Annotated in this window: 16 protein-coding genes; 7 read left to right on the forward strand and 9 right to left on the reverse strand. The window is 70.0% G+C overall.

Going from position 1 to position 15,761, the window contains the following annotated elements; translation table 11 throughout:
• Window positions 1-4 precede the first annotated feature (4 nt).
• The gene (locus AB0I98_RS20140) at window positions 5-151 is read left to right on the forward strand and encodes a hypothetical protein (protein ID WP_362943465.1); all 147 of its coding nucleotides are present in this window, start codon (window positions 5-7) and stop codon (window positions 149-151) included.
• 57 nt (window positions 152-208) lie between these two features.
• Window positions 209-685 (forward strand): DUF3592 domain-containing protein, encoded by a 477-nt coding sequence (locus AB0I98_RS20145; protein ID WP_362943468.1) that lies wholly within the window; start codon window positions 209-211, stop codon window positions 683-685.
• A 23-nt stretch (window positions 686-708) separates the two neighbouring features.
• On the opposite strand, the gene AB0I98_RS20150 is transcribed toward AB0I98_RS20145, so the two are convergent.
• The gene (locus AB0I98_RS20150; protein WP_362943471.1) at window positions 709-1,158 is read right to left on the reverse strand and encodes a DoxX family protein; all 450 of its coding nucleotides are present in this window, start codon (window positions 1,156-1,158) and stop codon (window positions 709-711) included.
• A gap of 110 nt (window positions 1,159-1,268) precedes the next feature.
• Here AB0I98_RS20150 and AB0I98_RS20155 point away from each other — a divergent pair, with 110 nt between their 5' ends.
• On the forward strand, window positions 1,269-2,471 hold the full coding sequence (locus AB0I98_RS20155; RefSeq protein WP_362943474.1) for an amidohydrolase family protein: 1,203 nt from the start codon (window positions 1,269-1,271) through the stop codon (window positions 2,469-2,471).
• 46 nt (window positions 2,472-2,517) lie between these two features.
• Window positions 2,518-2,706: a ferredoxin gene (locus AB0I98_RS20160; protein WP_362943477.1), complete on the forward strand. Its 189-nt coding sequence runs from the start codon at window positions 2,518-2,520 to the stop codon at window positions 2,704-2,706.
• On the opposite strand, the gene AB0I98_RS20165 is transcribed toward AB0I98_RS20160, so the two are convergent.
• From AB0I98_RS20165 to AB0I98_RS20180, 4 genes are all read right to left on the reverse strand, one after another.
• On the reverse strand, window positions 2,703-3,626 hold the full coding sequence (locus AB0I98_RS20165) for an FkbM family methyltransferase (RefSeq protein ID WP_362943480.1): 924 nt from the start codon (window positions 3,624-3,626) through the stop codon (window positions 2,703-2,705). The genes AB0I98_RS20160 and AB0I98_RS20165 overlap by 4 nt on opposite strands.
• A 62-nt stretch (window positions 3,627-3,688) precedes the next feature.
• On the reverse strand, window positions 3,689-4,870 hold the full coding sequence (locus tag AB0I98_RS20170) for an amidohydrolase family protein (RefSeq protein ID WP_362943483.1): 1,182 nt from the start codon (window positions 4,868-4,870) through the stop codon (window positions 3,689-3,691).
• A gap of 39 nt (window positions 4,871-4,909) precedes the next feature.
• Window positions 4,910-5,110 carry a hypothetical protein gene (locus AB0I98_RS20175; protein ID WP_210580684.1) on the reverse strand — a complete coding sequence of 67 codons (201 nt, stop codon included), beginning with the start codon at window positions 5,108-5,110 and terminating at the stop codon, window positions 4,910-4,912.
• A 7-nt stretch (window positions 5,111-5,117) separates the two neighbouring features.
• Window positions 5,118-6,251 (reverse strand): amidohydrolase family protein, encoded by a 1,134-nt coding sequence (locus AB0I98_RS20180; RefSeq protein ID WP_362943486.1) that lies wholly within the window; start codon window positions 6,249-6,251, stop codon window positions 5,118-5,120.
• A gap of 222 nt (window positions 6,252-6,473) precedes the next feature.
• Here AB0I98_RS20180 and AB0I98_RS20185 point away from each other — a divergent pair, with 222 nt between their 5' ends.
• A complete protein-coding gene (locus AB0I98_RS20185) occupies window positions 6,474-7,130 on the forward strand; it encodes a TetR/AcrR family transcriptional regulator (RefSeq protein WP_362943489.1) in 657 nt (218 codons plus the stop codon).
• A 128-nt stretch (window positions 7,131-7,258) separates the two neighbouring features.
• The gene (locus AB0I98_RS20190; protein WP_362943492.1) at window positions 7,259-8,128 is read left to right on the forward strand and encodes a hypothetical protein; all 870 of its coding nucleotides are present in this window, start codon (window positions 7,259-7,261) and stop codon (window positions 8,126-8,128) included.
• Window positions 8,129-8,184: 56 nt separating this feature from the next.
• Here AB0I98_RS20190 and AB0I98_RS20195 read toward each other — a convergent pair whose 3' ends face one another.
• The 4 genes from AB0I98_RS20195 to AB0I98_RS20210 all read right to left on the reverse strand — a co-directional run bounded on the left by AB0I98_RS20195 (window position 8,185) and on the right by AB0I98_RS20210 (window position 15,109).
• Window positions 8,185-8,949, reverse strand: a complete 765-nt coding sequence (locus tag AB0I98_RS20195) for a glycosyltransferase (RefSeq protein WP_362943495.1) — start codon at window positions 8,947-8,949, stop codon at window positions 8,185-8,187.
• A gap of 8 nt (window positions 8,950-8,957) precedes the next feature.
• Window positions 8,958-9,581, reverse strand: a complete 624-nt coding sequence (locus AB0I98_RS20200; RefSeq protein ID WP_362943498.1) for a UTRA domain-containing protein — start codon at window positions 9,579-9,581, stop codon at window positions 8,958-8,960.
• Between the two features lie 138 nt (window positions 9,582-9,719).
• Window positions 9,720-13,682: a WD40 repeat domain-containing protein gene (locus AB0I98_RS20205; protein ID WP_362943501.1), complete on the reverse strand. Its 3,963-nt coding sequence runs from the start codon at window positions 13,680-13,682 to the stop codon at window positions 9,720-9,722.
• A 452-nt stretch (window positions 13,683-14,134) separates the two neighbouring features.
• Window positions 14,135-15,109 (reverse strand): WYL domain-containing protein, encoded by a 975-nt coding sequence (locus tag AB0I98_RS20210; protein ID WP_362943504.1) that lies wholly within the window; start codon window positions 15,107-15,109, stop codon window positions 14,135-14,137.
• A 170-nt stretch (window positions 15,110-15,279) separates the two neighbouring features.
• Between AB0I98_RS20210 and AB0I98_RS20215 the strand changes: the two genes are divergently transcribed.
• On the forward strand, window positions 15,280-15,675 hold the full coding sequence (locus AB0I98_RS20215; protein WP_362943653.1) for a RidA family protein: 396 nt from the start codon (window positions 15,280-15,282) through the stop codon (window positions 15,673-15,675).
• The last annotated feature ends 86 nt before the right edge of the window (window positions 15,676-15,761 follow it).

Raw genomic sequence — 15,761 nt, forward strand, 5'->3', positions numbered from 1 at the left:
AATCGTGAAGCGTCGTGCCCCCACCGTCTTGGCCGTTGCCCTCGCCGGGCTGATTCTGCTGCTCGCGGTTCCGGCCGCGGCTCGGGACGGCCATGGCCACGTCGAGAGAAACGAATGGAACGTCCCTCTCACCGGCATCCGCCTGCTGTAGCGCACCGACCGTACGGCCTGCGATAACGTCCCTCTCCGGACAGGTGAGAGGAACGGTGTGCAGGTTCAGGTTCAGGTGCGGGGGCGGGGTGCTCGCCGGTGGATCGCGTTCGGGGCGATCGCTTTCGGGTCGCTGTTCTTGGTCGTCGGGTTGATCCTCGCGGGCGTGTCGGTCTCGTTCCTGGCGGATGCCGAGCGTGCCCGGGGCACGGTGGTGGCGCTGGAGTGGCGGAACGACCACAGCGGCACGACCCGCAAGCAGCGGCAGAACGACAAGCCCACGGCCTACCCCGTGGTCGAGTTCACGTCGGCGGACGGCACGCCGAGGACGTTCCGGGAGTCCACGGGTTCCAATCCGCCCTCGTACGAGGAGGGTGAGCGGGTCGAGGTGCTGTACCGCGCCGATTCCCCCGAGGACGCGCGGATCAACGGGTTCGCCTCGCTGTGGCTGCTGCCGCTGATCTTCGGTGGGATCGGGCTGGTGATCGCGGGGATCGGGACGGCCGTCGCGATGGTGGGGCGGAGGCGTTCCTAGGCCCCGTCCCTTACGACTACGACCTACCCGAAGAGCCCCAGCGCCGCGTCCACCGACCACGACTGCCACCCCATCGCGAACAGCGTGACCAGTGAGATCAGCGCCATCATGAGGTTCTGCCCCTGCTCGGCCCAGTCGTGGATCATCAGGACGAGATAGATCAGGTTGAGCAGCAGGCCGGCGACCAGGGCGATCGGCGTGAGGAAGCCCGCGACGAGACCGAGGCCGAGCGCGAGTTCCGCGTACGCGACGACGTACGCCATGAGGCGCGGGCGGGGTCCGACGATGCGGTCGAAGCCCAGCCGGACGAAGGACCACCGGTGTTCCTTCGCGATGCCCGCCGCCCACCTGATGCCGCCGCCCGCGAACCAGTCCCGCTTGTCCTTGTGTCGCCAGCTCTCCAGCCACCACAGGCCGAGGCCGACTCGGAGGACGGCGAGCCATTCGGCGCCGCTCAGCCAGATGCTCTGCATGTGGACCTCCCCGGGGTCGGGCGCCGGTTCCCGTGCCGCCATTCCCTTGCTGCCGTGAGAAGGCTGCCCTAACCTCTGAATCTGATGGATCGTCAGATTAGGGGTACAGCGTGAGCGATACCAGGGATCTGCCCAAGGTCATCAGCGTGGACGATCACGTGATCGAGCCGGCGCACCTCTTCAAGACGTGGCTCCCCGCCAAGTACCGGGACAAGGGGCCGCAGCCCTTCACCGCCGGCATCGGCGAACTCGCCTACGTCGGCGGGAAGTACCGGTTCACCACGGATCCGGACGGCCAGATCACCGACTGGTGGGAGTACGAGGGCGAACTGTTCCCGTACAAGCGCATCATCGCGGCCGTCGGCTTCTCCCGGGACGAGATGACGCTCGACGGGATCACACGGGAGCAGATGCGGCGGGGCTGCTGGGATCCGAAGGCGCGGCTGGAGGACATGGACCTCAACCATGTCGAGGCCTCGCTCTGCTTCCCGACCTTCCCCCGCTTCTGCGGGCAGACCTTCGCCGAGGCCAAGGACAAGGAGGTCGGCCTCGCGTGCGTGCGCGCCTACAACGACTGGATGGTCGAGGAGTGGTGCGGGGACAGCGGCGGCCGGCTGATCCCGCTGTGTCTGATCCCCCTGTGGGACATCGAGCTGGCCGTCGCGGAGATCCACCGCAATGCCGCCCGGGGCGTCCGCGCCGTCACCTTCAGCGAGATCCCGACCTATCTCGGGCTGCCCTCCATCCACTCCGGCTACTGGGACCCCTTCTTCGCGGCCTGCGAGGAGACCGGGACGGTGGTCAACATGCACATCGGGTCGTCCTCGCAGATGCCGGCCGCGTCTCCCGACGCTCCTCCCGCCGTCCAGGCCTCCCTCAGCTTCAACAACGCCATGGCGTCGATGATGGACTTCCTGTTCAGCGGTGTGCTGGTGAAGTTCCCCCGGCTCAAACTCGCGTACAGCGAAGGGCAGATGGGCTGGATCCCGTACGCCCTCGAGCGCGCGGACGACGTGTGGGAGGAGCACCGGGCGTGGGGCGGCGTCAAGGACCTGATTCCGGAGCCGCCGTCGACGTACTACTACCGGCAGATCTTCTGCTGCTTCTTCCGTGACCGGCACGGCATCGAGGCCATCGAGACCGTCGGCGTGGACAACGCGACCTTCGAGACGGACTATCCGCACGTCGACTCGACCTGGCCGGAGACGAAGAAGGTGGCGGCCGAGCATGTGGCCGGTCTCTCCGACGAGGTGACGTACAAGCTGCTGCGGGGCAACGCCATCCGGATGCTGGAGCTGCCCTTCGACCGGTAGCGGCGGGCTCGATTCACGGGGTCGTCGGGCGGGAACGGGAAGGGACATGAAGGTCTCCGTCGACCCCAACCGCTGTTATGGCTCCGGCGATTGCGTCTACCGGGTGCCGTCCGTCTTCACCGCGGAGGGCGGCTTCGGTGCGGTCATACCGGGCCGTGAGGACACCGGCGACGATCCGGAGGTGCGTGCGGCGGCTGAGGGGTGTCCGTCGCAGGCCATCACGATCGCCGATTAACTGGACAGTTCCTCGGCATCCACGTGTGAGAACACCAGCTCGGTCTCGCCGACGATCGGCCCCCGCCACCGCACCGGAGGGGAGGGGGCGCGCAGGGCGTGGGGGTAGCTTTCCGGCTTGTAGCTGTTGGGGAGGCGGTAGGTGTGGAAGCCGTGGGCGCGCATGGTCTCCAGCAACTCCTCGACCGAATCGCCTAGTTGGGCCATTCGTTCCGGAGTGACCTCTACGGCGATCTCCGCGTCGTCCCTGAGCCGGTCGAGGACGGGAGCGAGGCCTCGTACGACGCTGCCCTCCGCTCCCTCGACGTCGATCTTGATCACGCGGGCGCGGGCGAGGTCGGCCGGGTCGAGGAGTTCGGCGAGCGGCTGGGCCTCGGCCTCGAAGGTGGACTCGGCCGGGCCGTCGTACGGGACGATGGAGTTCGCGCCCATGTTGCGGGAGCTGGCCAGGACGAAGGTGAGTGTCTTGGGGCCGTCGGAGACCGCGGCGTTCACCGTGCGGACGTTGGTGCAGCCGTTGAGGGTGAGCTGCTGCCGCATCCGGTCGTGGAAGGCGGGGGACGCCTCCACGGCCACGACCCGGCCCGTGTCGCCGACGAGCCGGGAGCCGAGGACCGCGAAGTAGCCGACGTTCGCGCCGACGTCGACGAAGGTGTCGCCGGGGCGCAGCCGGCCGCGGAGCCAGGCCGTCATGTGCGGTTCCCAGACGCCGAACAGATAGACGTAGCGCTGGATGAGGTCCTGTGTGTCGACCGCGAACCGGGCGCCGAACCGGGTCTGAGTGACCCGCCGCCTCGGATGATCACGGAGATGGGAGTTGAGGTACCGCGCGGCCAGCGGTGCCTTGCCGAGCTGCACCGGGGCGTCGCGCACGTACCGGCGGCCCAGGGTGATCAGGGCCTCGGTGATGCCGGTACTCATCGCGCGCCTCCGGTGCGGCTCTCGGCATGATCAGCAAGCGTCAGCGAGCGATCAGGGGATGATCAACGTGTGATCAACTGCTGGGCATTGTTGTACATGATGTCTTCCTGGACGGACTCATCGAGCCCCTCCATCAGCTTCCAGTATTCCGCCGGCGCCGCGACGCCCTCCGCGTGCGGGTAGTCCGAGCCCATGACCAGCGACTCGTGGTAGCCGAGCCGTGCGACCAGGCTCGGGATGTCGTCCTCCGGATACGGCACCACGCGCACGTGCTTGCGGAAGATCTTGCTGGGGCGCTCGTCGAGCTTCCCGCCGATCCAGGGACCGTTGCGGCCCATGCCCCGGCTCTTGTCCATGTGCCGGACGAAGTGCGGCACCCACTCCGCGCCGAACTCCGACACCAGGATGTTGATGTCGGGGAAGCGGCCGAAGAGGTTGTCGAAGATGAGCGCGGAGAGCGTCTCCTCGATCGGGCGCTGGCCGTACGTGTTCATCCACTGCCACGCCGACATCCGGAAGTGGATCGGGTTCGGCTCGAAGCCCCAGGCGGGGGCCACCTGCGAGTTGTAGTAGAACTCGCTGATGTGGTAGCAGACGCTGGCCTTGGCCTCGTTGACCAGTTTCCAGAACGGGTCGAAGTACGGGTCGCCCGGCGAGCGGCCGTAGACCGGTCCGGTGGGCAGCAGGATGAAGCGGGCGCCCTGCTCCAGGACGTACTCCAGCTCCTTGACCGCGCTGTCGAGGTCACGCAGTGACAGCAGGGCGGGGGCGTAGATACGGCCCTTGTGGTCGAAGCCCCAGACCTCGTTCATGTACCGGTTGAACGAGTGGACGTTGGCGTACAGCGCCTCGGACGATTTCACGTACTCCTCGGCGACCAGCGCCCAGCCGCCCGGATACATGATCGTCTGGTCGACGCCCTGCTCGTCCATGAGCCTCAGCCGGGCGTCGCGGTTCTGGTACGCCTCGTGCATCGGCTCGAACTGGTAGGTCTCCTCGGGGTTGCCCGAGGCCATCGCCTTGAGCATCTCCTTGAGCGAGCCGGGCCGGTAGACCTGGCCGAACTCCGGCTCCAGGCATACGACGATCCGGTCGCCGGCGAGGATCACCTCACGGCCGTCCGGCAGGGTGATCGGGGCGACCGCCGTGCCGAGGAACTCCTTGGGGAGGTAGCGGGTGAAGGAGTCCCGCTCCTCGTACATGTGCTGGTCGCAGTCGAAGATCCGCTTGCGCTGATCGGTCATCGCCATCGCCTCCCGGCGCGTTGGGTTACGGGGTGGACATCAGGAGTTGGTGTGCCGGCGGGCGAGCCGCAGCCCTTCTTCGCGGCTGGGGGCGACGACCTCCCAGCGCTCGCAGGAGCAGGCGCAGATGTAGCTGCCGTCGTCCCGCGGGATCACCGACTGGGCCATACAGCGGTTGCCGGAGCTGGCGACCTCGTGCAGGAACTCGGTCGGCGAGTCGTACATGACGTTGTCGGACATGGCGGCCTCAGGTGGCGTTCGCGCCGGCCGGCAGCGGTGGCACCTCGGGGAAGAGTTCGGCGAAGGCGCCCACCGTGATGCGCTCGCGCAGGGCCGGGTCCACTCCGTCGAAGAGACCGTGCAGGGTCTCCTGGGTGTGGCCGAAGGTGCCCTCCATGTGCGGGTAGTCGCTGCCCCACATGACGTTGCGGTAGCCCATCGAGGAGGCGGCGGCCACCGCGGTGGCGTCGTGCTGGAAGGACGCGTACACCTGCGAGTAGATGATCTCGCGGGGTGAGCGCTTGAGCTTGGGGCGGACCATCTGGTGGTGCTGCCGGTAGCCCTCCTCGATCCGGTCGGCGATGAACGGCACCCAGGTCGCGCCGCCCTCGGCGACCAGGACCTTCAGGCCCGGGTGCCGGTCCAGGGCGCCGGAGGCGACCATCTTGGTCACCGCGCGCTGGCCGCCGTAGGTCGTCTCGGTGTAGTTGAGCACCGCGCCGCCGGGGCCGCGGAAGACGACGCCGATCTGGCCGCCGGTGGTCAGGTCGACCGGGTCGGTGCCGATGTGGAAGGCGAGCACGACGTTCGCCTCCTCGGCGAGCGCCCAGAAGGGCTCCCACACGTCGTGGTTGTAGTCCTTCTGCTTGGGGTGCGGGGCGGTCGGCAGGAAGACCGCGCGGTAGCCCATGGCTGCGACCCGCTCCAGCTCGTGCACGGCGTCGTCGACGTCCAGGGTGGACACCTGCGCGGCCGGGACCAGGCGGGGAGTGGCCTGCGCGATGGTCTCCCAGGCCCAGTCGTTGCTGACGCGCAGTGCCTCGCGCAGGGCCTCGGGCGTACGGAACGACGAGGACCACATGCCCAGCGACGGGAAGACCAGCTCACCCCAGACGCCCTCGTTGTCGAGGTCCTTCATCCGCAGGCCGATGTCCCGGGCGCCCGGCGCGCGATGCGTGGCCTCCATGAACTCCTGGACCTTGACCGGGGGCGTCGCACGGCGGAACGACATCCCGTCGATGTGGACCGTCTCCCACGCGCCGTCGGGGTCCTTCTCCGAGCGCGGCATCAGCTCGGCCAAGTGCTTGGGCAGGTTGCTGACCCATAGGTCGTCCGGCTCCAGGAAGTGTGAGTCGGCCGAGTTGGCCCAGATCTTCTCCATCGTCGTTCTCCTTCGATCGACACGCCTGGAGGTGGTGAGGCGGTGAGGTGATGCGAGGTGAAAATGGCGTTTTCATAGTTGGCTCGGCTGGGAAGACCTGTCAATAGGTGTGCGGGGTGGAACCGGAAAGCGCATCCATCGCTAGACTGGTGGCGCACGAGATCGCGATTTTCGCCGTTTCGATGGTTCGATAGGCAGAGGGCTTCGACAGAGAGTGGGGCGATGGCGGAGCAGGACCAGCGCGCGGAGCGGGCGCGCATCATCGAGGCGGCGCATCGCTGCCTGGCCTCGACGGGCGGGGCATCCGTCTCGGTGAGCGACATCCTCGCGGAGACCGGCCTGGGCACCCGTGCCTTCTACCGGCACTTCGACTCCAAGGACGATCTGCTGCTCGCGATGTTCCGCCGCGACCACGACCGCGTCACCGCGGAGCTGCAGACGGCCATCGCGTCGGCAAAGAACCCCGAGGACGCGCTACGGCGCTATGTGCAGTCCCGGATGCGCCTGGTCTCCGAGAAACGCCGACGGCAGCGCGTGCTCGTGCTGACCTCGGAGGAGGTGCGCCGGGCACGCGGCTACGACGCCGAACTGAACCGTGCGGCCGAGGGCGCGGAGGCCATCCTCGCCCTCATTGTGGAGCAGGGACGCGACAGCGGCGACTTTCCGCTGGTCACCGACGTACGGGCGGACGCGAGAGCGATCGCGGCGGTGCTGCAACGCGCCTTCGACGAACAGATCCTCCGCCCCAGCGCCCAGAGCGCCGAGGAAGCGAGTGAGCAGGTCATCGACTTCGCGCTGCGGGCACTTGGGGCTCCGACGAGGGGCACTTCCGGCGGAACGGGTCGTAGGGAAGCGGCGGTGGGTGATCGGCGGGGGTGAGGTGAGTGAGGGCGGCGGGGGAGGCGGCCACTCATGGAGACCGAATTGCCATGAAGTGAGAAAATTATTCGGAGCCCTGTGGTGCTGAAGAGGCTCCCTGACGGACCCGTGGTGTCGAGAGGCCCCTGATGGATCTGGACGCTGTCGCCGACGAGCTGTACGGACTGCGGCCGGAGGACTTCACCGCCGCCCGTGCCGTTCGTGTCGCGGCTGCCCGCACCGCCGGGGACCGTGCCCTCGCCGAGCGGATCGGCAAGCTGCGCCGCCCGAGCCTGGCGGCGTGGGCCAGCAATCTCCTCGTACGCGAGCAGCCCGAGCAGATCGAGCCGCTGCTCAAGCTGGGGGAGGCCCTGCGGCAGGCGCACCAGGATCTGGACGGGGCGCAGTTGAGGGCCCTCAGCCGGCAGCAGCGGAGCCTGATCAGCGCCCTGTCGCGGCAGGCCGGGCAGCTGGCCGCGAGCGCCGGTCACCCGATCAGCGAGGATGCGCAGCGCGAGATCGAAAGCACCCTGCACTCGGTCCTCGCCGATCCGGAAGCCGCCCGCGAATGGGCCACCGGCCGACTCGCCAAACCCCTCACCGCCACGGTCGGTTTCCCCGCGGCCTCCCCGTCGGCCAAGCCGCACGTCGCCCCCGCCGCCAAGTCACGCACCACCCCCGCCAAGCCGCCGCCCAGCAGAGCCGACGAGCAGCGTCGCGAGCGCCTGGACCGGGCTCGCAAGGACGCCGAGGACGCCGACGCCGAACTGCGCACCCGCGAGAAGGAAGCCGCCGCTGCCACCCGCGACGTAGACCAGGCGCGGAAACTGGCGGAGCAGCTCCAGCGGCACATGAACGAACTCTCCGCCGAGCTGAAACGCACCGAGGGCGAGTACGAGGAGGCGCGGGCCGCCGAGCGCAAGGCGCACGAGGATCTACGACGCACCGAGCGCCGTATCCGCGAGGCCAGGCGCCGGGCCGAGAGCGCCGCCGCGAAGGTGGAACGGCTGGGTCAGTAGCCGCACCGCAACTCCGCCAAGGCCTGTGCCCGCGCCTCCGGCGTGGAACGGCCGACTCAGTCAGTGGCCGTGGCCGGATAGCTCCACCGCATCCCCGCCAACGCCCGTGCCCGCGCCTCCACCACCGCCATCCGCGCCTCCCGTTCGCCGGGATCGACATGGGACGCCTGCCCGGTGACCTGACCCTCCCACTTGCGGTACAGCAGCCCCACCTCGGCCGAGAACCAGCCACGGCTCACGGAGTTGAGGGCGAGCAGCAGTCCGGTGTCCTCGGACGCGGGCAGGGCCATCCAGCCGCCGAGCGCCAGCAGCAGGTCCCGGCGTACGCACAGCGTCGCCGGGTGGACCTGGGCGCGGAAGTCGTTCGCCTTCCAGAAGTTCAGTACGGTCCCGCGCTCTACGGGGCCGTCGCCGGGATCGCCGGGGAAGCCGACGGTCGAGCCATCCGGCAACAGGTCCAGCGCCCGCGACGTCGCCCAGCCGATCGTGGGGTCGGCCTCCAGTGCCGCCAGGTCGCGGGCGAGTGCGCCGGGGGTGAGCTGGTCGTCGGCGTCGAGGATCTTCACGTAGTCACCGTCGGCATGCGCGAGGGCGATCGTGCGGGCGACACCGGGGCCGCCGGGGCGCCCCTGACGGAAGGTCACGCGGTCGTCGTCGGGGACGTACGGGGCGACGGCGTCGGTCGTGCCGTCCTCCTGGATCACCCAGTGCCACTCCCAGCCGGCGGGCAACTCCTGTGCGCACAGCGACTTGTGGGCGTCCGCGAGGAACGCGGCCGAGGGTGCGTGCACGGCGGTGACGATGATGACGCGCCGGCTCACGGCAGCGCTCACCACCTTTCCAGGGGCGTGGTGAAGACGAGTTCCGTGCGGTCGCCGGGCAGCGTGACGTAGGAGATGTCGACGACGCGGTCCTGGATGTCGTACGACGTCTTGCGCAGCAGGATCACCGCCGTACCGGGCGGCAGCTCCAGCTCTCGCGCCTCCTCCGGCGTCGGTGGACGGGCGGTGAAGCGTTCCTCGATGCGGTCCACCTCGATGCCGACCGTGGAGAGCTGGTGCTGGGTGCCGCCGGGCCAGGGTTCCTTGCTGTCGTCCAGGACGTCGGGGTTGGCCGCGATCATGTCGTGGACCAGGTAGGAGGTGACCAGGCTGAAGGGGGCGGTCGCGGTCGCACAGCGGGTGCGGTACGTCCTCTCCAGGAGCAGCGTTCCCGCCGGGACGCCGAACGCGTCCGCGAGGGCCTTCGGCGCCTCGATCGTGCGGTACTTGGCGTAGAAGACGAGGTCCTCACGGTGCAGGCCGGTCTCGTGCTCCGTGGCGCCGGTCCCGGCCCGCGTCCGCAGCGGCCGGCGGGCGCGGTCCTTCTCCCACTGGTGCCGCGCGTTGTCGCGGACGGCGCGGGGGCGCGGCTGGCGGAGGTCGTCCTCGATCTCTTCGTACGCTTTCGGCACAGCCTCAGCCTAAGCACGAAAAGACCCGACCGCTGGCGACGGGGGATGCACCAGCGATCGGGCTATGGCCAAGGCTAACAAGGCCGCGAGTGCTGTGGGAGGCGACTGCTCAGCCACACCATCGCGTTGTGATCGGGATCACTCACGGCACGGCGGCTCGTACGACAGACGAGGCAGGTACTCCTGCCATTGCTCCCGCGTCAGAACGCCGTGAGTGGCCGAGCAGATCCGGCTGATCGCCTGGTCGACGTCCAGGTTCCACAGCCGTACGGTGTCGGAGCCGCTCGACACCCCGAGCATGTGGCCCGCGGGGCTGAACGACAGGAAGTTGCCGGTCTTGGCGTTGGGGCTCATCGACTGGCCGATGGGGCCGGCGTCGGCGGGGTCGGCGACGTTCCACAGCCGGACCGTGTTGTCGTTGCCGCCGCTGGCCAGGGTGCGGCCGTCGTGGCTGAAGGTGAGCGACACCAGCGCCTCGGTGTGGCCGGTGAGCGGACGGCCCAGCGGGGTCGCCCCGCCGGGGTCGGTGACGTTCCACAGGCGGACCGTGTTGTCGTCGCTGCCGCTGGCGAGCGTGCGGCCGTCTGGGGTGTAGGCGAGCGCGTTGATGGGGCCGAGGTGCCCGGTGAGCGGTTTGCCGAGCGGGGTCGCGTGGCGCAGGTCGGTGACGTTCCACAGCCGGATCGTGAGGTCGGCGCTGCCGCTGGCGAGGGTGCGGCCGTCGGGGCTGAACGCGAGGGCGTTGACGTACCCCTTGTGCCCGGTGAGCGGCTTGCCGAGCGGGACGAGGTGGGCCGGGTCGGCGGCGTTCCACAGCTGGATGGTGCGGTCGTCGTAGGCGCTGGCGAGGGTGCGTCCGTCGGGGCTGAAGGCGAGGGAGTCGGGGCCCGAATACCGCGTGTCCAGCAGGACCGGCTTGCCGTACGCGACGGGGTGGGCGGGGTCGGTGATGTTCCACAGCTGCACCGTGTTGCGGACGCCGGTGAGGATGGCGAGGGTGCGGCCGTCCGGCGAGAACGCCAGCAGCCGGATGTCCCGCTCCCCGGTCGTGAACGGCTTGCCCAGCGCCACGGGCCGGCCGGGACTGGCCACGTTCCACAGCCGGATCTTGCTGTCGCCGCTGCCCGTGGCGAGAATCTTCCCGTCCCGGCGGAACGCCCCGATCCGGCCGATCATGTCCGACCTCGGGATCGACCAGAGCCGGGCCTTGCCGTCGCCGGTGCCGGTGGCGAGGGTGCGGCCGTCGGGGCTGAAGCCGATGGCGTACATCTCCCCGCTGCTGCCCGAGAGCGGCATGCCGACCTGCGAGGGGTAGGCCGGATTGCGGACGTTCCACAGACTCGCCGTGCTGTCCGCGCTGCCCGCTGCGAGCATGCTTCCGTCCGGGCTGAAGGCCACGGACCAGATGGGGCCGGTGTGCCCGGTGAGCGGCGCGCCGAGCGAGGTCGGGCGGCCGCGGTCGGTGACGTCCCACAGCCGGATGCTGTTGTCCGAGCTGCCGCTGGCGAGTGTGCGGCCGTCGGGGCTGAAGGCCACCGAGTGCACGGTGTCGGTGTGGCCGGTCAGCGGCGTACCGATCCGATCCGGACGGCGCGGATCGGCCATGTCCCACAGCGTGACGGTGTTGTCGTCGCCGCCTGCCGCGAGGGTGTGCCCGTCGGGGCTGAACGCCACCGAGCGCACGGGTGCGGTGTGGCCGGTCAGTGTGCCGAGCGTCCTCGGCCGCCGCACGTCGCGCACATCCCATAGACGTACGTTCCGCTTCTCGTCGGCGGTGGCCAGCGTGTGCCCGTCCGGGCTGAAGGCGACCAGGTAGATCGTGCCGTCGTGCCCGGTCAGCGGTGCGCCGAGCGACCGCGGACGGCTCGGATCGCGCACGTCCCACAGCCGGAGCGTGCCGTCGTCCCCCGCGCTGGCCAGGGTCTTCCCGTCGGGGCTGAAGACCGCGCTGCTCACCCAACTGGTGTGCCCGGTCAGGGGTTTGCCGACGGCCTTGGGCCGCGTCGGGTCCGATACGTCCCACAGGCGTACGGTCCGGTCGTAGCTGGCGGTGGCCAGCAGACGGCCGTCCGGGCTGAACGTGGTGAGGTAGACGGCGCCGGTGTGGCCGAGCAGCGGTGTGGCCAGCGGGGCGTTGACGATCGAGATCAGCCGGTTGTTGGCGTCCGCGTCGTCCGGCCGCAGCCGATGCGCCACCAGGCCGAGCTGCGCGGACAGTGACGGATCCGTGGACTGCACGCGATCGGACTCGGCGAGCACCTGAGCGAACACCGCGTCGTCCCGCTGCTGTATCGCGACCACCGCCGCACCGACGGCCACGACCGCCAGGACCACCAGCGCCGCGACCGCACCCCGGCTGATCCAGACCACGCGCCGGCGCAAGCGCACCGACGCCGCCAGGAACTCCACCGCGCTGCGGGTCAGGAAGGTGTCCCCGGCGGACTTGGCCCAGTTGTGGGCCTGCTCGAGCCGGGAACCCCGGTACAGCAGCGCCGTATCGCGGTTCGAGCCCTCCCAGGACCTGCTGTCCTCCTCCAGCCGCTGCCGCAGCAGATGGTCGCTGCGGCCCTCGTCGATCCAGTCACGCAGCCGCGGCCAGGCGTGCAGCAGCGCCTCATGGGTGATCTCCACGCTCTCCGCGTCGAGCGTCACCAACCGGGCCCTGACCAGCGCCTCCAGCGACTCCTCCGTCTTGCCGGGGTCCGTGGACTCCTCCGCGAGCTGCCTCCGCGTCCCGCGCCGGCGCGTGGCCTGGGTGTCCTCGCCCAGCCGGACCAGCCTGAGCAGCAGCAGCCGCGCGGCCGTACGCGCCGCCGGGTCGAGCCCGGACCAGGCCCGCTCCGCGGTCGCCGCCACCGCGCCCTGGATTCCGCCCGCCGCCCGGTAACCGGCCAGCGTCAGCCGGCCCGCCTTCCGGCGCTGCCAGGTGGCGAGCAGGGCGTGGGAGAGCAGCGGCAGCACACCGGCGTCGTGCGCCCCCCGCGGGCCGTCGGCGCTCACCTCACGGACGATCAGTTCCGCGAGGCCGGGTTCCATTTCCAGGCCCACGGCCTTGGCGGGGCCGGTCACCGCCTCGCGCAACTCGGCCGTGGTCAGCGGTCCGAGCACCATGTGCCGGTGCTGCAGCGCGTCGGCCAGCTCGGGATGGGCGAGGCACTGCTCGTAGAAGTCGGCGCGTATGCCGAGGACCACGAGGACCGGGGCGGGGCCGTCGGAGGCGGGAGCGCACGCGGCGTGCAGGAGCTGGATGAACGTACGCCGGTCCGCCTCGTCGGAGCAGAGGGTGAAGGCCTCCTCGAACTGGTCGACGATGACGACGGGGCGGGCGGGGGAGGAGGGCCGCGCCCATGCGGCGACGGCTTCCCGCACCGCGCCCGTGTCCACGTCCGGGGTGTCGACCAGGGGCGCGAGCTCGGGGATCCGTTCGGCCAGCTCGGCGAGCGGATGGGCGCCCGGCACGAGCTGCACCACCTCCCGCGCATCCTGCTCCAGCGCGGGCACCAGACCGGCGTTGAGCAGGGAGGACTTGCCCGCACCCGAGGCGCCCACGAGCATGACCAGGCCGCCGGTCTTCTCCGCCGCGCGGAGCTGCGCCATGAGGGCGTCGGTGCTCCGCTCCCGGCCGAAGAACCACCGCGCGTCCTGCTGCCGATAAGAGGCGAGCCCCCGGTACGGACACACACCACCGGGGACGGCCGGAGCGTCGCCCGCGGACCGCTCCCCTTCCTCCCCCTCCCCGGACACGGCGGCACGCTCGCCGATGGGATCGGCCACCGCCTGCTCCCAGATGCGCTGCCACTGAGCCAGGTCGTAGAGGCCGGCCGACACCGGCGTGGGCCGCGCGCGCCGCGCCTGCGGGATCAGGATGTGCAGCACCGCCGCGAGGGCGGCGAACTGGGCCGGCACGTTCTTCGCCCGCCGCCAGTCGCTGATCCGCTGCGCGGACACTCGTACGGGCCGCCCCCGCTCATCGACCCGCTGCAGCTGTACGACCGCCTCGGCCACGCGCTTGAGGGGCGGGTTGCCGGCCTCCCGGTACAGCAGCGCGAGGCGCTCCGCGAAGGCTGTGCGCGCCCCTGAGTCGGGACTCAAGGCCTCCACCCCTTTACTTCCCTCGCCGCTGGACATCCGGACCGGAAAACTCACCTTATACGGCTGACCTGCGAGGAAGGGCTGGACCGGACACCGGAACCTCCTCCTTGTGGGCCTGAAGGTGGCAGGATCACGACGCAGTAGCGAACCGACTGCACGCCGTTATGACAGGCCACCAGCCCAGTGCTCGGAGACGCAGCCTATGACGCCGTTCGTTCTCGGCCAGCTTCCGCCGGAGTCACCGGAGTCGCCGGACGGTGATGACGGACCCGTCCAGAGGGCCTGAGAGATCCGTGGAGACCGGTCCCATCCGGACCGCTCATCGCCGACCACGGATCCTGCCCCGCCCCGGTCCGCGCCGTATCAGCGCGAACCGAGGCCACGCGCGTCGTACGGAACCGGTCCCCACGTGGGGAGGGACCGGTTCCGCACGACGCTGCGAAGGCGAGAGAGCGCGCGACTCAACGGGAGTCTCCGTAGCGGGCGGCCATCGCGGCGGCGCGGTCGCGCAGGGCGGCGCGCAAGGACTGCGGGGACAGGGCTTCCGCGTCCGTGCCGAGCTGCCACAGCGCCCATTCGGCGTGGCGTGAATCCTGGAAGGTGACTTCCAGCCGCAACCGGCCATCCGCGTCGGGTTCTTCCGCGCGGACGGCCAGCACGGTGTCCAGCAGTTCCTCCCGCCGCGCCGGGTCCACCCGTACCAGCACGGTGATGTGGTCGCCGTCAGAGAGAAACCGCGCGGAGCGTTCCCGCCAGATCCGGTCCAGATCGACCCGGTTCGGTCGCTCCGCCGCTTCGGGGAGCTCCTCGGCGGCCGACACCCGCGACAGCCGGTAGGTACGGTCCGCTCCGGATCGCCTCGCCAGCAGGTAACCCCGGTCGCGCACGGTGACCAGGCCGATCGGGTCCACCGTGCGCCACCGCGGTGCCTGGCCCGTGGCCGCGTAGTGGATCCGCAGCTTGTGTCCGGCGAGCACCGCGCGCCGGACCTCGACCATGACGGTGCCGACCACCTCCTCGGTGACCGGCCGACGCGAGAGCAGATCGGTTTCCGGCTCGACGAGAATGCGCTGGGCCGCGTCGCTCGCCGTGGCCCGGTGGCTCTCGGGCAGCGCGTCGACCACCTTCCGCATGGCCGAAGCGAGCGCCGAGCCGAGACCGAACACCTGCTCGCCGCGCCCCGATCCGGCGGCCAGCAGGGCAAGCGTCTCGTCATGGTTCAGGCCGGTGAGCTCGGTCCGGAAACCGGGCGACAACACGAAACCACCGTGCCGCCCGCGCTCGGCATAGACCGGGACGCCGGCCGCGGACAGCGCCTCGATGTCACGCAGCACGGTGCGAGTGGACACCTCCAGCTCCCGGGCCAGCGTGTCCGCGGTCAGCCGACCGCGCTGACGCAGCAGCAGTACGAGCGAGACCAGCCGGTCGGCACGCATACGAAAACTCTATCGAAATACATGACGGAGGATGTCGTGTTTTGCTGCGAGGCTCGTCGCACGAGGTCGAAGCCGGCGGTTACCGAGCCGCGATGGCCGTACGTACTCCCCATGAACCTCCTCATGAACCTCCCCATGAATCGAATGGAGCTGACGTGGCAGACGTGTCAATGGAACGAACGGCGGTTAACCCGGTGACGTGGTCGACGGAGTTGGGCTTCAACCAGGGCGAGGTCGTCTCCGGACACACCCGGACCCTGTACATCTCGGGGCAGACCGCGATGAGCGCCGACGGCAAGCCTCAGCATGACGGCGACATGGCGGCCCAGTTGGCGCTGACCATCGACAACCTGGAAGCCGTCCTCGCCGAGGCCGGCATGTCCCTGGCCCACCTGATCCGGCTCAACGTCTACACGACCGACGTCGATCTCCTCTTCCAGCACTACGGCGTTCTGGCGACGCGGTTGGGCACCGCCGGGGTGGCACCAACCACGACGATGCTCGGGGTGACGCGGCTGGTGATCCCCGGCCAGCTGGTCGAGCTCGAGGGGACCGCGGTCGCGTGACGGGAGGGGTCCCGTGCGCGGCGGGGTTCCATGGCAACCATGATGCGTAGAACGTCATCCACCGTCGTAGCCGCCGTCGTTGCCGC

The sequence above is a fragment of the Streptomyces sp. NPDC050211 genome (assembly GCF_040656035.1).
Classification (GTDB): domain Bacteria; phylum Actinomycetota; class Actinomycetes; order Streptomycetales; family Streptomycetaceae; genus Streptomyces.